10 protein-coding genes and 1 pseudogene are annotated in these 15,630 nt (G+C 48.2%); 5 read left to right on the plus strand and 6 right to left on the minus strand.

All coding sequences use genetic code 11. The annotated features are described in order from the left end of the window. The first annotated feature begins 510 nt into the window (after positions 1 to 510). Complete coding sequence (locus tag CX651_RS11670; RefSeq protein WP_229839787.1) at positions 511 to 1,101, plus strand: ECF-type sigma factor; 591 nt, start codon at positions 511 to 513, stop codon at positions 1,099 to 1,101. A gap of 16 nt (positions 1,102 to 1,117) precedes the next feature. Beyond that, the gene (locus tag CX651_RS11675; protein ID WP_101056184.1) at positions 1,118 to 3,940 is read left to right on the plus strand and encodes a serine/threonine protein kinase; all 2,823 of its coding nucleotides are present in this window, start codon (positions 1,118 to 1,120) and stop codon (positions 3,938 to 3,940) included. A 179-nt stretch (positions 3,941 to 4,119) separates the two neighbouring features. On the opposite strand, the pseudogene CX651_RS11680 reads toward CX651_RS11675, so the two are convergent. Together CX651_RS11680 and rfbC are read right to left on the minus strand one after the other, a co-directional pair. Further along, positions 4,120 to 4,676 (minus strand): annotated as a pseudogene (locus CX651_RS11680) (peroxidase family protein); the annotation flags it as partial. Positions 4,677 to 5,061: 385 nt separating this feature from the next. Beyond that, the gene (gene rfbC / locus CX651_RS11685; protein ID WP_101056186.1) at positions 5,062 to 5,625 is read right to left on the minus strand and encodes a dTDP-4-dehydrorhamnose 3,5-epimerase; all 564 of its coding nucleotides are present in this window, start codon (positions 5,623 to 5,625) and stop codon (positions 5,062 to 5,064) included. Between the two features lie 209 nt (positions 5,626 to 5,834). Between rfbC and CX651_RS11690 the strand changes: the two genes are divergently transcribed. Next, positions 5,835 to 6,308, plus strand: coding sequence for a copper resistance protein NlpE (locus CX651_RS11690; protein WP_229839788.1), 474 nt, complete (start codon positions 5,835 to 5,837; stop codon positions 6,306 to 6,308). A gap of 79 nt (positions 6,309 to 6,387) precedes the next feature. Here the strand turns inward: CX651_RS11690 and CX651_RS11695 are convergent, their stop codons facing one another. The 3 genes from CX651_RS11695 to cysB all read right to left on the minus strand — a co-directional run bounded on the left by CX651_RS11695 (position 6,388) and on the right by cysB (position 9,876). Further along, complete coding sequence (locus CX651_RS11695) at positions 6,388 to 7,389, minus strand: NAD-dependent epimerase (protein WP_101056188.1); 1,002 nt, start codon at positions 7,387 to 7,389, stop codon at positions 6,388 to 6,390. A gap of 41 nt (positions 7,390 to 7,430) precedes the next feature. Next, the gene (locus CX651_RS11700) at positions 7,431 to 8,594 is read right to left on the minus strand and encodes a nucleotide sugar dehydrogenase (RefSeq protein ID WP_101056190.1); all 1,164 of its coding nucleotides are present in this window, start codon (positions 8,592 to 8,594) and stop codon (positions 7,431 to 7,433) included. Positions 8,595 to 8,901: 307 nt separating this feature from the next. Next, a complete protein-coding gene (gene cysB / locus CX651_RS11705) occupies positions 8,902 to 9,876 on the minus strand; it encodes an HTH-type transcriptional regulator CysB (protein WP_025011034.1) in 975 nt (324 codons plus the stop codon). Between the two features lie 227 nt (positions 9,877 to 10,103). Here cysB and CX651_RS11710 point away from each other — a divergent pair, with 227 nt between their 5' ends. Next, positions 10,104 to 10,883, plus strand: coding sequence for a hypothetical protein (locus tag CX651_RS11710; protein ID WP_101056191.1), 780 nt, complete (start codon positions 10,104 to 10,106; stop codon positions 10,881 to 10,883). 238 nt (positions 10,884 to 11,121) lie between these two features. On the opposite strand, the gene topA is transcribed toward CX651_RS11710, so the two are convergent. After that, complete coding sequence (topA, locus tag CX651_RS11715; protein ID WP_101056193.1) at positions 11,122 to 13,761, minus strand: type I DNA topoisomerase; 2,640 nt, start codon at positions 13,759 to 13,761, stop codon at positions 11,122 to 11,124. 337 nt (positions 13,762 to 14,098) lie between these two features. Here topA and astB point away from each other — a divergent pair, with 337 nt between their 5' ends. Further along, complete coding sequence (gene astB, locus CX651_RS11720) at positions 14,099 to 15,433, plus strand: N-succinylarginine dihydrolase (protein WP_101056194.1); 1,335 nt, start codon at positions 14,099 to 14,101, stop codon at positions 15,431 to 15,433. Positions 15,434 to 15,630: the final 197 nt, after the last annotated feature.

The following is a 15,630-nucleotide window of genomic DNA, read 5'->3' on the forward strand; positions in this document are numbered from 1 at the left end:
AGCCAAGGAGTTGCGGATACGAATTGTCTTCCTAAGACCGCTTGGCCTCCGACTTCAAAGAAGTTTTCCTTGGCAGAAAGGATAACTTCTTTGCGGGTCTGGCGGCGTTTACTGGAAAACTCACTGTCGGCAAAAGTCAGTTGCTGGCTCATCCGGTTACTCATTCTGGGTTCAGGTTACAACACGATGATCTCACATCTCGGACTTATTCGCACCTTCCTTAGATTAAGTTGAGGGGGAGGGGAAGAGCTTCAACGGCAGGGGAATAGGTGCCTTTGCTGGGTAAGGATACAGTTGATTGCCGGTTAAGTAGCAATCTATTGAAGTGCGCTTGCCGCTGGGCATGCTTAGAGGTGAAGAGGATAACAGCCGTTCAAACATAATTGTGACAGTAATCACTTTATAAACGCAGAAGTTGTCAAATGGCTACATTTTTGAATAAAGCCAATTGTTAAAACTACATTATGTTGTTACATTTTAGCAGGTTAACTCATCATGGATGATTAAAATTTGAACCAATTGGTGATGCGCAGTGCAGATGATGCACAACTTATGACTGATATAGTGATCCGCTGGGAGCAGGCACCCAAACAGGTTGAAGCTCAGTTATACCAGTTTGCCTACCAGAAATTTCGAAATGTCGCGTCTGAGGTCCGGACCAAGTCTTTGGCTGAGTTTGATGACAATACCTGGCTGAGGATCTCGTGTAACACGACGTCACTCGTCCATGATGCCTTTATTCGTGTAGCGCAAAGCAGGGATGTCACAATTGGAAACAGTAGAGAGCTCTTCATGCTGTTTTCACAGGTCATCTATTCAATTCTGATTGATAATCTGCGCAAGTCTCAGGCAAAAAAAAGACAAATTGAAACTGCTGTTGAGCCACAAACCTTGTCTGCTTTCCAACAATTGTTTGAAATTGAGCACGTGCTAAAAAAACTGTCGCTTGACTATCCTAGGCAAGTGTCTGTTTTTATATACAAATATGTTTGTTTGAGTTCATTGAAAGAGATTTCCAGCATGTTGGGCATTTCTGAATCTTCGGTCGACAAGGACCTCTCTTTCATCAAGAAATGCTTGTCTGTACACCTTAACGATTAAGCGGGATGGAACCTGGATGTCTTCTCTTTACGCACATTATTCACGCCTGCTGGAACTTACCGCTGCTGAACAAGAGAGCTATCTGCAAACACTGAAGCAAGATGACAACGACTTGTATCAGCGCCTGCGTATTATGCTTGATATACAGGAGCTTAATGCAACTCAATTATTTAAGGCTGGTCTTGAACAGGCTTCACAGGGAATGGCCGATGTGCTCAGTGAAGGGGATATAATCGGTAAGTACCAAGTCATCCGCCGGATAGCCCAAGGTGGCATGGGGCATGTTTATCTTGGCGAACGTCAGGATGGTACCTATTCCCAAGTGGTAGCCATTAAGGCGGTGTCCCTGTCTCTAATTTCGTCCGAGGCTGGCTCAGTATTCAATTATGAAGCTCAGGCCTTAGCTTCTCTTAATCATCCAAATGTGGTGACTATACTTGATGCCGGTCAGGATAGTCGCGGGGTTGCCTATGTGGTGATGCCCTACATCAATGGTGAGTCCATCACCGAATACTGCAACAAGCTGGATTCAGCCGCTGAAAAAATCAGGGTGTTTATTCAAGTATTGGATGGCATTGTGCACTCTCATGCCAATCAGGTGCTACATCGAGACATCAAGCCCGATAATCTTTTGGTCGACGCTGAAGGGCGGGTGCATGTCATTGATTTTGGCATCTCAAAGCTGATGGGCGGACAGGGTAGCCTCAGCCATTCTTATCTCAATGCGATGTCGTTTGATTATGCTTCTCCCGAACAAAAATCCGGAGAGAGAATTACTGTTGCATCCGATATCTATAGTTTGGGCAAGGTGCTTAAGGTGTTACTGCCCGGTGATGCGATAATCGGCTTGATCGCCGCCAAAGCATCTGCCGATCGTGTTGAAGACAGGTATCAAACGGTGGCAGAGTTCAAGACAGAACTGCTCAACTATCTTAATTGCCTTCCAATTCTTGCTAATCCCAGCCGGTCCTACAATGCGGGTTTATGGTTTAAGCGGTATCGGTTTGCGGTGGCCATGACCGTAGGACTTGGGATTGCCGCTTCTGTTACTGGTTACCATTACTACGGGGTTAAGTTGGAGTCAGTGCAGCAGGCGCAGCTGGCTGACAGTAACTTGAAGTTGGCTGAGGCTATGCTTGCTCAGGTTGACGTGAAAGTAGTGAGTGAAATCGAACGACAACGTGCATTGGTGGCGTCAGCAAGTCAGGTTCAGCTTGAGCTGCTTCCTAAGGCACAAGCTGTGCGCTTCACGCTTTCATTGACGGAAGCTAATAAAGTAATTGGTGATTACACCAATGCCAGGGTTGAGAATGAAAAGCTTCTTAAGCTTACAGCAGGGCTGCCCGAGTATGCCATTGAGCATTTGATAGCATCAAAAATCCAATTGGAATTGGATATTCTGGACAATCACCACAAGGACGCAGATAAGCGGCTGACAGCGTTAATTGAAATGGCTTCGGCGCTGCCTGATGCCCGTGATGCCAGATTATTTGCATTAGTGGATTGGGAAATTGGTACAGCCCCTTTGTCAAACCAACAATACCATCAGCTGTTTGCATTAGTGATACCGCATTTAGAGCCGAATGATATAAATCAGGCCATGCTGTTGCAGCAGGTTAACATCATCTCTGCATCTGATGTACTTGACCAGGATAAGTTACAGCAGATGGAGGCGCTGCTCGACAAGAGTGAAAGCAATATCGCGGCCGTGTCGGCCAAACGCTGGGCAAGTGTGTTGCACGATTGGTATATTATGTCCAATCTTCAAGGAAAACAGTCTGTTGAAAGTCTAAATAATCGCATCGTCAGCAATACTGGGCTGTTAAACTCGCTATACGATAACAAACACCCATCGGTCTATGTGCTGGCGATTTTGGCCAAGCAATCCGCTTCTGTTAATCGATTTAAGCTCGGCGATATCATTGATGAAATTTACACGAGCGTCGATCCCGATTCGCTACCGGCTGTGTATCGGACCAACTACTTCATCATCGAGCTGACAAACGCAATCAACGAGAGAAGGTTCGCCAATGCCTATCAGGTAATGGTAACCGTGTCTCCTGAGTTATCGAGTTACGGTGAAAACGCGCTGAATTACTATTTGCAGTTTTCGGTGTTCGCGAATGCCTTCGACAAGCAAGGTCTATATTTGGCGCAGTTGCAACTATTGAGGGAGCATTATAAGGCTAAAGGCAATATCGGGCATGCCGGTTACTTCTCCTACTCTCTGTGTAGCAGCTCAGCCAAACAATTCGCACCGAATGAACAGGACATACAGACTGGGGTAGCGGCATGTGATGACGCTATTGAGTTTTATAAAAAGCACTACGGTGAAACCAGCAATTTTTATGTTCTGTCGCTGCTTTCCAAGCTCCATAATCACATCAAACTTGGTGATATGGATAAAGTGCGGCAGCTTACCGAAGAGTTGAATAAAAAGTCAGGTTCTGCCTATCCGGCAACTCAGGTGAGCTATCTTAAAATCATGACGTTGGCACATTTGGCCTTGGGGGAATGGGACGTCGCAGATAGGTTGATAAGCCAGCTTGCAGGTCTTAGTAATGTCAGTACTTATGATTTGCTGTTGGTAAAGCTTGAGCGTCTACAGTCCGCTGGTGATAGTTTTGATCTGAAAACTGAAATCGGTAATGTTGGTGCGTTGAACTGTGATGGGCTTACAAAGGATCAGTTGTACCGGTTTAAGAAGTACACCAGCGATGGAGAGTTTGACGCAATGGATCTCTGCCCTGGCTCGCTGAAGTGGGATGATATTGTTAAATCCGAGGATGAAGCACTCAAAATCTACAGTTCCGCAGAGGCGTTTATTCCGTACCTCTAACGGTGTTAAACGGCGTTGATTGCCGTTGACTTTTATGGGTTAAAAAGTTCAGTCAACGGCAAAAATCTTTCCGAAGATGGTTTTTAATATTCTTTAATAACAACAGGTTAAAGAGTAAGAAATGATGGGTTATGTTCGGAATATTTAAATAAGCATTTGAAATATAACATTTTTTCAAGGGATTTAAAACCCATGGACTCCAGGGATACGTTACCGGCCAGTACCATGAGGTCAGCCCAAGAGATCTGGCTGCCATACTTTTGTTTAATTGGCCAAAGTAGGCGGCGTGCCTTGTCGAGACTGACGTTATCAGGCCAACTGTTGAGAGGTTCAAAACGTTGCTGACCACCACTGGCACCGCCGCGACCGTCAAAGATGCGATAAACACCGGCACTGGCCAGGCCATACGGATAAAGAAAGGGCCATAGTGACCATAGTCGGCGGGCCACCAGTCCTGGGAAGTGGTTAACGTAGTTTTGATATCGGCTTTGACGGCGTCCAAATCCAAAGAGCCAAAGGCCTTGGCATAATCATAATCGGCGCCGTAGGGATTGGATTCAGCGCCGTGCTGGCGCAGTGGCGATAGATCCAGTTGCTGCGGCCACCAGTAGGCGTTGGTTGTTGCGGCCTGAGGCTGAACAGCCGATTGCGACTGCGCCGCTTGGGTAGCGGCTGCGCCAAAAACCATGGCAACAGACAGCGCCACCGCGGTCAGAGATGGGATACTTGATTTCATGTTGGAAGTCCTCTTCCTTGGTGAAGGGCGTGGGATAAGCCACTTTCTCGATTCAAGTGCCGCGAATGCTTGCGCCTTTGGTTAGCGCGCCTTAACAAACGGGCACAGTTAAACAGCGACGAATATGGCCTGTCGCTGTTCATTCCAAGGTAGTGAGGAAACCTATTCTCGACTAACGATTAAATCAGATTGTCGTAATCTAAAAAGAAGCAAACACTAATTTAGGGCGTGGCATTCTGTCGTTGTCCAACTATTCTCTGACGGCTCACTAACCAGTTGAAATTACAGCCATTTCTGCCATCTAAAAAACACAAACCTGCTACTAAACCATTCTGCTTAACCACTCTCTAAGTCAAAGATTGGAAGTCAGTAGTTGCATGAGTTTTCAAGCCCAGTGTTGAGCGTTAAAAGACTTGGCCTGTCTGTCTTTGGCTGAGAGTAATGGCTCACCCAGTGCGGTATTCAGCGGCCAGTCTATCGCTAAGTCAGCATCGTTCCAGACAATGGCACCTTCATCGCCGGGCTGATAATAATCACTGCACTTGTATATCACCTCGGCCGGTCCCTTGGTCACGTAAAAACCATGGGCAAAACCCGGTGGGATCCACAGCTGACAGCGGTTCTGTGCCGATAAATGCAAACCGTGCCACTGCCCAAAGGTGGGAGATTGGGGACGAATATCGACGGCGACATCGTAGATCTCACCGCTGATAACCCGAATTAGCTTACCTTGGGGATATTGGCGCTGAAAATGAAGTCCCCTAAGCACTCCCACGCCAGAACAGCTGTGATTCTCCTGCACCAGAGCAACTGGAGCTTGGCCGCTATCCATCAAGGCTTTTTCAAAGACAGAGGCTCGAAAGCACTCCATAAAATAGCCCCGATTATCATTGAAGATCTCGGGCGTAAACAATATCAGGCCGGATAAAGGGAGAGATTGAGCTTTCATCAAGAGACACAAAAAACGATAATTGGAGGGATTGTAGCAGGAGTCGCAGTCATAGGACGATAGCCTTTCGATTGCATCGCGTAAACAAGCCGGTTACGTGACTGAATAGGCTCTGAACCATAACCCAGATGGTGTGACAAAAGCCTTACACCCGGCAAATCAGCTGTGCTAGCCTGAAGGCCAACTTAGGTAACTTAAGGGAATAAACCATGAACAAGTCCACTATTTTTGCGCTGCTGATGACAAGTGGTATGGCGCTGGGTCTGGCTGCTTGCCAAGATCAGGACAGCCAATCTCCAGGGACAAACGGCCCAGCAGAAACCGCTACGGCCCCGGCTGAACAAACAGCCCAAATACCTATGGGTGATACCAGTCAAAACTCGCTGGACTGGGACGGAAGCTATAAAGGACTGCTTCCCTGTGCAAATTGCTCAGGGATAGAAACTACGCTAACGCTCAAAGAAGATAACAGCTATCGCCTGCAGCAAGTGTATCAAGGTAAGGACGAGAGCATATTCAGCGAAACCGACAAGTTCACCTGGGATGCCAGCGGCAGCAAAATCACCCTGGAGGATGGCAGTAAATATCTGGTAGGGGAAAATCAGCTGTTTATGCTGGACAGAGAAGGCAACCGCATCACCGGCAGCCTGGCTGATAACTACAGGTTAAATAAAGAGAACTAAATACGCCGCATGAACACTGCAAAATGATGAGATAAATCCATAGCGCGTTTCAGATCTGAAGCGCGCTATGGCTCTTTTATTAATAAAAGGCTTTATACCAATCGGCAAAGGCTTTGACCCCTTCACGGATCCCAACTCTAGGCTTATAAGCCACGGCACTATATAGATCTTCGGTATCAGCCCAAGTGGCCTGGACATCACCATCTTGCATAGGCAACATAATTTTTTCGGCTTTTTGCCCGAGCGCAGCTTCAAGCTCACTGATAAAATCCAATAAGCGAACCGGGCTGCCATTACCTATGTTATAAACACGATATGGCGCACTGCTGGTTGCCGGGGTCCCCTGTTCTACCGTCCAATCACTCTGCCGCGTAGGCACTTTATCTGCCACTCTGATGATGCCTTCGACGATATCATCGATAAAGGTAAAATCGCGGCTCATATTCCCCTGATTGAACACCTTGATAGGCCTGCCAGAGGTAATGGCATCTGCGAACAGCATAGGCGCCATATCCGGGCGTCCCCGTGGGCCATAGACAGTGAAAAACCTCAGTCCTGTTGCGGGCAAGCCATAAAGGTGCGCATAGCTATGTGCCATCATCTCATTAGCTTTCTTGGTCGCCGCGTAAAAAGACACCGGATGGTCGACCGAATCAGTCGTCGCGAACGGCATCTTCTTGTTGAGACCATAAACCGAGCTGGAAGAGGCATATACCAGATGTTCTATGCCATGATGACGGCAGCCTTCCAATATAGTAAGCATACCGATAATATTGCTGTCCGCATAAGCATAAGGGTTTTCAATTGAATAGCGAACACCGGCCTGAGCCCCCAAATGGATGACCCGCTTAAAACCACCTTTGGCAAAGAGTTCAGCCATGGCCTCCCTGTCGGCCAAATCAAGCTTTTGAAATTGGAAATGGTTAAAATCAGCCAGCTTTTGCAATCTGGCCTGTTTTAAACTGATATCGTAGTAATCATTGAGATTATCGATACCCACAACTTCGAATCCCGCTTCACACAAACGTTCGCAGACACGGGCACCGATGAAACCGGCTGCGCCGGTAACCAAATATTTCATACCGATCTTCTCATTTAACTTTCCGTTTACGCAAGCCGCTTTCAATCATTACCAAACAGATCCCGGGTATAAACTTTATCCGCAACATCTTTTAGTTCATCAACCATACGGTTGGAAATAATGACATCTGAAACTTTTTTAAATTCATTAACATCGCGTATCACCCTAGAGCGGAAAAACTCATCACTTTCCAGCACAGGTTCATACACCACCACTTCAATCCCTTTGGCCTTAATTCGTTTCATCACGCCTTGCACTGCCGAAGCGCGGAAATTATCAGATCCGGACTTCATAATCAGTCGGTATACGCCAACTACTTTGGGTCTTTTGGCAATGACGGAATCGGCAATAAAGTCCTTACGGGTTCGGTTGGCATCAACAATTGCCGCTATCAGGTTGTTGGGAACCTGGTTGTAGTTAGCCAGTAGTTGTTTGGTATCTTTAGGCAAACAGTAGCCACCGTAACCAAATGAAGGATTGTTATAATGACCGCCAATACGGGGATCCAAACACACCCCCTCTATTATCTGCTTTGGATCCAGGCCATTGGTTTCCGCATAAGAGTCAAGTTCATTGAAATATGCGACTCGCATAGCTAAATATGTATTGGCAAAGAGCTTAATGGCTTCAGCCTCCGTACTACCGGTAAAGAGTACGGGAATATCTGGCTTTAACGCTGCGTCAACAAGCAATTGAGCAAATCGTTCGGCTCTCTCTGAGCGTTCACCAACAATAATTCGAGAAGGATAAAGGTTATCGTACAAAGCCTTACCTTCTCGCAAGAACTCAGGTGAGAATATGATATTGGCCGTACCATGCCTGTTTCGCAATGCTCTGGTAAAACCAACAGGCACAGTAGATTTAATGATGATACAAGCGGCAGAATTAACCGCTATCACATCTTTTGCCACGGCTTCTACCGTGCTGGTGTCGAAGTAATTGGTCTTGGGATCGTAATCCGTTGGCGTAGCAATAATCACATAATCTGCGCCCCGATAGACCTCTTTGTCCGTTGTGGCAGTTAACTGCAACTTATTGCTCACCAAGTATTGCTCAATAAGCTCATCGGCTATGGGCGAGCGACCGGCATTGACCATTGCCACTCTTTCTGATGAGATGTCCAACGCCCACACCTGATTATGTTGTGCCAGCAAAACTGAGTTTGACAGGCCAACATAACCGGTTCCAACAACTACTATCTTCATTTTTTTCCCCCACTGCTTACGCTGTACGCTAACTTAACACAGTGATGAAACCAGAGATATACGCCAGTTTAGCCCCCAAAGAAGATTAGATTGTTGGTTGCTTTGCTAATTATTGACAAACGCCGTCCACTGAGGCCATAGCACAGCAGGGAGAACCGAACCATAGCGCAGTAATGAGCACGTACTTTGCCATAACGAGAAGAAAAATCTCCCAATTACAGGGTTGGAGCTTAAAGCACGGAACTCATCATTGTTGTCAGTATGTAAAAACTGCTCAGACCGAAGACAAAGCTTTCATGCAGTTGTTTCAGCGCAGCGGCAATTCGACATCCGCAAACATCTGCTCTATCAGCTGTGCATCACGCAATGCCACCGCCTTCTCCACAACATCTCGGGTCAGGTGCGGCGCAAACCGCTCAATAAAATCATACATGTAGCTACGCAGGAAACTGCCCTTTCTAAAACCTATCTTGGTGGTACTGTGGGCAAACAGATGACTGGCGTCTATGGCGACCAGATCCTTATCGATTACAGGATCAATCGCCATGGAAGCTATCACTCCTACGCCGAGCCCCAATCTGACATAAGTCTTGAGCACATCGGCACTTGTGGCACTGAAGACGACCCTGGGCTCAAGCCCGGCACCATGGAAACCCCGCTCAATTTCCGAGGCCTTATCAAAACCGAACACATAAGTGACCAGGGGGAAGCGCGCCAACTCTTCAATGCTAATCTGACTGCGGCTGGCCAGCGGGTGATCCCGAGAAACCACCACAGAGCGATTCCAGTGATAACACGGCAGCATGATGAGATCGGAATAGAGATGCATCGCCTCGGTGGCGATAGCAAAATCGGCGTCACCTCGGGCGGCGGCTTCGCTTATCTGCGATGGCGTACCTTGATGCATATGCAGATTTACCTTGGGATAACGCTCAATAAACTGCCGGATAATCTGTGGCAAAGCGTAGCGGGCTTGGGTATCTGTGGTGGCAATGTTCAGTTCCCCCTGATCGGGCTTGGTGTATTCTTCGGCCACCTTCTTGATACTTTCGACTTTACCAAGGATGTCGTTGGCAATTTTGATAACCTGCTCGCCGGCCGGAGTCACATGGGTCAAGTGTTTGCCACTACGACCGAAGATCTGGATCCCCAGTTCATCCTCCAGCATACGTACCTGCTTACTGATCCCTGGCTGGGAGGTATAAAGGTTTTCGGCGGTCGCGGAAACATTGAGGTTATGATTGACCACTTCTGCAATATATCTGAGCTGTTGCAGTTTCATCTTTAGATCCTTGAACTTCGGCCCCATTCAGGAGCAGAATTGAGTGTTGGAATACCGGACATCTATAATTAATGGTTATAGTATAAAGCAATAACTAAATCAAACAGGAATATAGCCGCGAATGCGAGCTATCTTCAGGACAGATACCTGGTGCTGGGCTAAGATAACTAGGCTAGTTTATTGATTTATTGTAGCATTAACAGAATGATAAAATTTACGGACAGGCTATGGCATTTACTCTTGTACTGCTGCTGATAGGTGCGCTTCTTCTGCTGGTTATCGGTATCAATGTTATTCAGCAACAAAAAGAGCGAGTCGAGGCCGAACGTCGTACTGAGTTGGCTCGTCAGCGAGCGATTTTGGACGAAACTGAAGAAGTTCTCTCCAATACCGGTATGTTTCCCTGCTCTTCACAAATCGTTTTGGTGCTCTACAAGCGCATTCAGGATGCCGCAAGAATTGCCGTTACCCTGAGTAAGGCCAACCAGAAGAGTGACTATGAACGGCGGCTAACCGACCTTGACGCGCTGATCACCAATCTGCAAAACAGTCCCCAACAAACACCTGCGATAGAGAGTTTTCGTCTGCCGGACAATGACCGTCAGGTATTGGTGCTGGTGCAGACTTTGAAAAAACTCAAGGCGATTTTGCGTGCCGAGCATAATAAGGGCAAAGTCGACCCTACTGTTTTTTCCACTGAAGAAGGCCGTATCGACAGCCTGCAACTCAGGATCAATGTCGAAAGTATGCTATCCCGCGCCCGCGCCGCCAGTTATATGAAACAATACGGTTCATCGAGGCAAATGGTGACCAAGGCCCTCGGCACCTTGCATACCATCAAGGCGCAAACCCCGAACGATCCTTTCATTGCCCGCAAAGTGGATGAAGCCAAGCAACTGCTCGATGAAATCATGGGGGCGCAAAAGATGGCTCAGCCCAGTGCTCCAAAACCTAAAAGCGATGAAGATGATATCGATGTGTTGTTCCAGCCTAAGAAAAAATGGTAAGCCGCCAACTGACCTAAAGTAGCTTCAGACAAACAAAGTTCAAAAAGCACCTTCAGGGTGCTTTTGGCTTAATCCAGTCCAATCAAGTCTCTATTAACCCAATCCCCTCTCAGCCAAATCCATCTTGAATAGTCCAAGCGGGTAACCGTTATTTCCAATAACAGTCAAACATGGGCCACCGGAAACAAGAAAGCCCTGCAACAGCAGGGCTTTCTTAACTCAGGTTTTTACCTGAAACTTAACTCTTGGCTTTCTTTTTCTTGCTGTTTTCAGCAAACCACTTGCCATCACGATAATGAGCAACCCAACCGGTCGCCTTACCGTCAACTTCGCTGGCCACATACTGCTCTTTAGTCTTACGACTGAACTTCACCAGCGCCGGGTTGCCTTCGTCATCTTTCACCGGCGCATCAGCCAGGAACTGATATTTGGGCCACAGCAACTCGCGGTACTCCACCAACTCAGAGACCAATGGTGCACGGGTCTCTCGGGATCTGGGGAAAGTACTTGCAGCCAGGAAAATACCCGAAGCCCCATCACGCAACACGAAATGAGCGTCTGACTTGCTGCACTTGAGCTCAGGCAAAGGAATTGGATCTTCCTTAGGTGGCGCAACTTCACCATTCTTGAGCAGTTTACGGGTGTTCTTGCACTCGCTGTTGGTGCAGCCAAAGTACTTACCGAAACGGCCGTTCTTCAACTCCATATCACTACCGCAGCGGTCACACTCTATCACTGGGCCTTCGTAGCCTTTGAGTTTGAACTGCCCCTTCTCGACTTCATATCCAGAGCAGGCAGGGTTGTTACCACAAACATGCAGCTTACGGGTTTCATCCAACAGGTAGCTATCCATGGCAGTACCGCAGATGCCACAGCGATGCTTGGCCCTGAGCGCCTCGGTTTCAGCATCTTCGCTCTCGCTAATAGCTTCTTCACCCGGAGTCAGGTTCAACGTGGTCTTACAACGCTCTTTGGGGGGCAGCTCATAACCGGAACATCCCAGGAACACACCTGTAGTACCGGTACGGATCCCCATTTGGCGACCACAAGTAGGACAGGTTATGTCTGTCAGCACCATCTGGTTGGGGCGCATACCGCCCTCTTCCGGTGGCAGCTCAGCATGTTGCAACTGCTTGGTGAAGTCTTTGTAGAAGCCATCAAGCACCTGTTTCCAGTCGAGTTGCCCCTGAGCGACATTATCCAGGGTCTGTTCCATACCGGCGGTAAAGTCATAGTTCATCAGGTTGGCAAAGTTTTCCACCAGACGTTCACTGACAATTTCACCCATCTTCTCGGCGTAGAAACGGCGGTTTTCCACTTTCACATAACCACGATCCTGGATGGTGGAAATAATAGTGGCGTAAGTAGAGGGACGACCTATGCCGCGCTTTTCCAATTCTTTAACCAGAGAGGCTTCACTGTAACGCGCCGGAGGCTTGGTAAAGTGCTGTTTAGGATCCAGTTGTTTCAGATCCAGTTTATCGCCCTTGGCCAGATATGGCAGAGTGACTTCTTCTTCATTCTTGCGTTTGACCGCAGATTGTACCCGGGTCCAACCATCAAATTTCAACGTACGGCCACTGGCCTTCAACTCAAACTCACCGGCCTTAACCGTGAGTCTGGTGGCATCATATTGAGCCGGAGTCATCTGACAGGCAACAAACTGGCGCCAGATAAGCTCATAGAGCCGCTGAGCGTCACGTTCCATGTCGGTCAATGACGCAGCATGCACAGAGACATCTGAAGGGCGAATCGCTTCGTGAGCTTCTTGTGCGCCCTCTTTGCTGCCATAACGAATCGGTGCATCCGGCAGGTACTTATCGCCGAACTCTTTGGCAATCATGGTTCTGACGTTATCCAGCGCTTCTTGGCTCAAATTGGTAGAGTCGGTACGCATATAAGTGATATGACCCGCCTCATAAAGACGTTGGGCCATCATCATGGTCTTCTTCACTCCAAAACCGAGACGGGTACTGGCGGCTTGCTGCAGTGTCGAGGTAATAAAGGGAGCGCTGGGCTTGCTTTGAGTAGCCTTGTCTTCGCGGCCAATTACCTCATAACTGGCCGATTGCAGCGCTGCCACCGCAGCCAGCGCCTGGGATTCATTGACCGGCTCAAATGCTTTGCCGTTTTGCTTAACCACTTGCATGGTCAGAGCATCATCGGTAGCAGTCGCCAATTGTGCATGCAGATCCCAGAACTCTTCCGGCACGAAGGCTTTGATTTCGGCTTCCCGCTCAACTACCAAACGCACGGCTACCGACTGAACCCGTCCAGCAGAAAGGCCTCTGGCGACCTTTTTCCACAGCAGTGGCGAAACCATAAAGCCCACGACTCGGTCGAGGAATCGCCGAGCCTGCTGAGCATTGACCATATTGTTGTCAAGATCACTGGGTTTGCTGAAAGCATCCTGAATGGCGCTCTTGGTGATCTCATTGAACACCACCCGCTTATAACGCGAATTGTCGCCGCCTATCACCTGCTGCAGGTGCCAGGCAATCGCTTCCCCTTCTCTATCCAAATCCGTCGCGAGATAGATTTCATCGGCAGAATCGGCCAGCGCTTGCAGTTCTTTTACCACCTTCTCCTTACCAGGCAGAATTTGGTAGTTGGCTTTCCAGCCGTGCTCAGGATCAACCCCCATACGGGCAACCAGAGCCTTTTTCTCTTTCACCTTCTTGTACTTGGCCTTTTCTTCAGGTGACATCTTACGCACTTCAGCGGCGCTTTTGGCCTTGCCGTTGGCGTCGGCGGAGGAGGAAGTCGGCAAGTCACGTATGTGACCCACACTCGACTTAACGATGAATTCTTTACCAAGATATTTGTTGATAGTCTTGGCTTTAGCCGGCGATTCGACAATAACTAGCGATTTACCCATAGTGTGATTTGCGCCAAACGATCTCAGAACGGTGAAAATTGGCACCATATATAGAGGGTTGTCCACGGACTTTCAAGTTAATCCCTCTTTTATGTGTACCGGCGACTCAATTTTTAAGCAGGGTTAAAAAATTGTACAAAATAATATTGCGTAATTAAAAACTAATATTTCATTATTTCACGGCAAGCAAGTAATAGTTATGCATTTGTGATGAAAAAGCACTTTTTGCAGCCTTCCTGGTCGACTTGTGAAGCCTTGGGGCTCAAGTATACTGGAGCCAGTCCAAGGCCTGGATTGGGCCTCTATAACAACCTCAAATACCCCAAAAGGACAAGCAATGAAGCATTTTGAAGCGAATTTTGACGGATTGGTGGGCCCCACCCACAACTATGCAGGCCTGTCGTTCGGCAATGTCGCCTCCCTGAACAATGCCGCCCAGGTAGCCAACCCTAAGGCAGCGGCCAAACAGGGCTTGCAAAAGGCCAAGGCCCTGGCCGACATGGGGATGGTCCAGGGCATGCTGGCGCCGCAAGAACGCCCTGATCTACATACACTACGAAGGATAGGTTTTAACGGCACAGATAAAGAAGTCTTGCAAAAGGCGGCCGAGCAGGCACCAGCTGTGCTCAGAGCCTGTTGTAGTGCTTCCAGCATGTGGACCGCCAATGCCGCAACCGTATCCCCAAGCGCCGATACCCATGATGGCCGCGTTCACTTTACTCCGGCCAACCTGGTGGATAAGTTGCATCGCTCAATTGAGCCGCAAACCACTGGTAACATTCTCAAGGCCATTTTCAGCGACAGTCGTTATTTTGTACACCACCAGCACCTGCCGGAACACAGTAGTTTTGGTGATGAAGGTGCTGCCAACCACACCCGCCTATGTCAGGAATATGGTCATGCCGGAGTCGAAGTCTTTGTTTACGGCCAGGAAGCTACCAACCCTCAGGCCATAAAACCGAAGAAGTTTCCCGCCAGACAAACGCTGGAAGCCTCTCAGGCTATCGCCCGTTTACATCGTCTCGATGAAGACAACACTGTCTTTATTCAACAAAATCCTGAGGTGATAGATCAAGGCGTATTCCACAATGATGTGATCGCTGTCGGTAACCGCAATGTGCTTTTTCATCACGAGCAGGCCTTTGTCGATACCAAGGCCAAGCTGGCAGAGATCCGGGCCAAGCTGGAAGGTGATATCCATTTCATTGAAGTACCGACCGCCAAAGTCAGTATTCAGGATGCGGTCAAATCCTACCTGTTCAACACTCAGTTATTGAGCATGAGTGACGGCAAAATGGTTATCATAGCGCCAACCGATTGTGCCGAGAATCCGGCGGTAAAAGCCTATCTGGATGAATTGCTGACTCTGGATACACCAATCCAGAAAGTTGAATATTTTGATGTTAAACAAAGCATGCAAAACGGTGGTGGCCCGGCTTGCCTTCGCCTGAGGGTCGCCATGAATGATGCCGAGTTGACAGCCATCAATCAGCATGTACTGCTCAACGATAACCTGTTTACTCGCCTCAACGCCTGGGTGGACAAACACTACCGCGATCGCTTGTTACCCGCAGACTTGGCCGACCCACAACTAATAGTCGAGTCCCGTACCGCGCTGGATGAACTGACTCAGATAATGAAACTCGGCAGCGTCTATCAGTTCCAGCGATAGTCTTTAACTCAGCTCTTACATTGCAACTCACATCTAGACCCAATTGGCCTCATGAACTGAGGCCAATTTTTTTATGGGTTCTGGAACGATTGCGAAACTCTTGTCGCATCCACTTTATGCCAGTCAGGTCTTGATGTCTTCCGCTGTCGACAATTTTAGCGTACTCAAACGTCATTACATAGCCACAGCTACTCTTT

It is taken from the genome of Shewanella chilikensis, from assembly GCF_002836945.1.
GTDB classification, from domain to species: domain Bacteria; phylum Pseudomonadota; class Gammaproteobacteria; order Enterobacterales; family Shewanellaceae; genus Shewanella; species Shewanella chilikensis.

What these genes read in the sequence shown, in the direction of transcription:
- astB (WP_101056194.1), top strand. Translation starts at nt 14,099, where the DNA reads ATGAAGCATTTTGAAGCGAATTTTGACGGATTGGTGGGCCCCACCCAC.
- CX651_RS11700 (WP_101056190.1), bottom strand. Translation starts at nt 8,594, where the DNA reads ATGAAGATAGTAGTTGTTGGAACCGGTTATGTTGGCCTGTCAAACTCA.
- cysB (WP_025011034.1), bottom strand. Translation starts at nt 9,876, where the DNA reads ATGAAACTGCAACAGCTCAGATATATTGCAGAAGTGGTCAATCATAAC.
- CX651_RS11710 (WP_101056191.1), top strand. Translation starts at nt 10,104, where the DNA reads ATGGCATTTACTCTTGTACTGCTGCTGATAGGTGCGCTTCTTCTGCTG.
- topA (WP_101056193.1), bottom strand. Translation starts at nt 13,761, where the DNA reads ATGGGTAAATCGCTAGTTATTGTCGAATCGCCGGCTAAAGCCAAGACT.
- CX651_RS11690 (WP_229839788.1), top strand. Translation starts at nt 5,835, where the DNA reads ATGAACAAGTCCACTATTTTTGCGCTGCTGATGACAAGTGGTATGGCG.
- CX651_RS11695 (WP_101056188.1), bottom strand. Translation starts at nt 7,389, where the DNA reads ATGAAATATTTGGTTACCGGCGCAGCCGGTTTCATCGGTGCCCGTGTC.
- rfbC (WP_101056186.1), bottom strand. Translation starts at nt 5,625, where the DNA reads ATGAAAGCTCAATCTCTCCCTTTATCCGGCCTGATATTGTTTACGCCC.
- CX651_RS11675 (WP_101056184.1), top strand. Translation starts at nt 1,118, where the DNA reads ATGTCTTCTCTTTACGCACATTATTCACGCCTGCTGGAACTTACCGCT.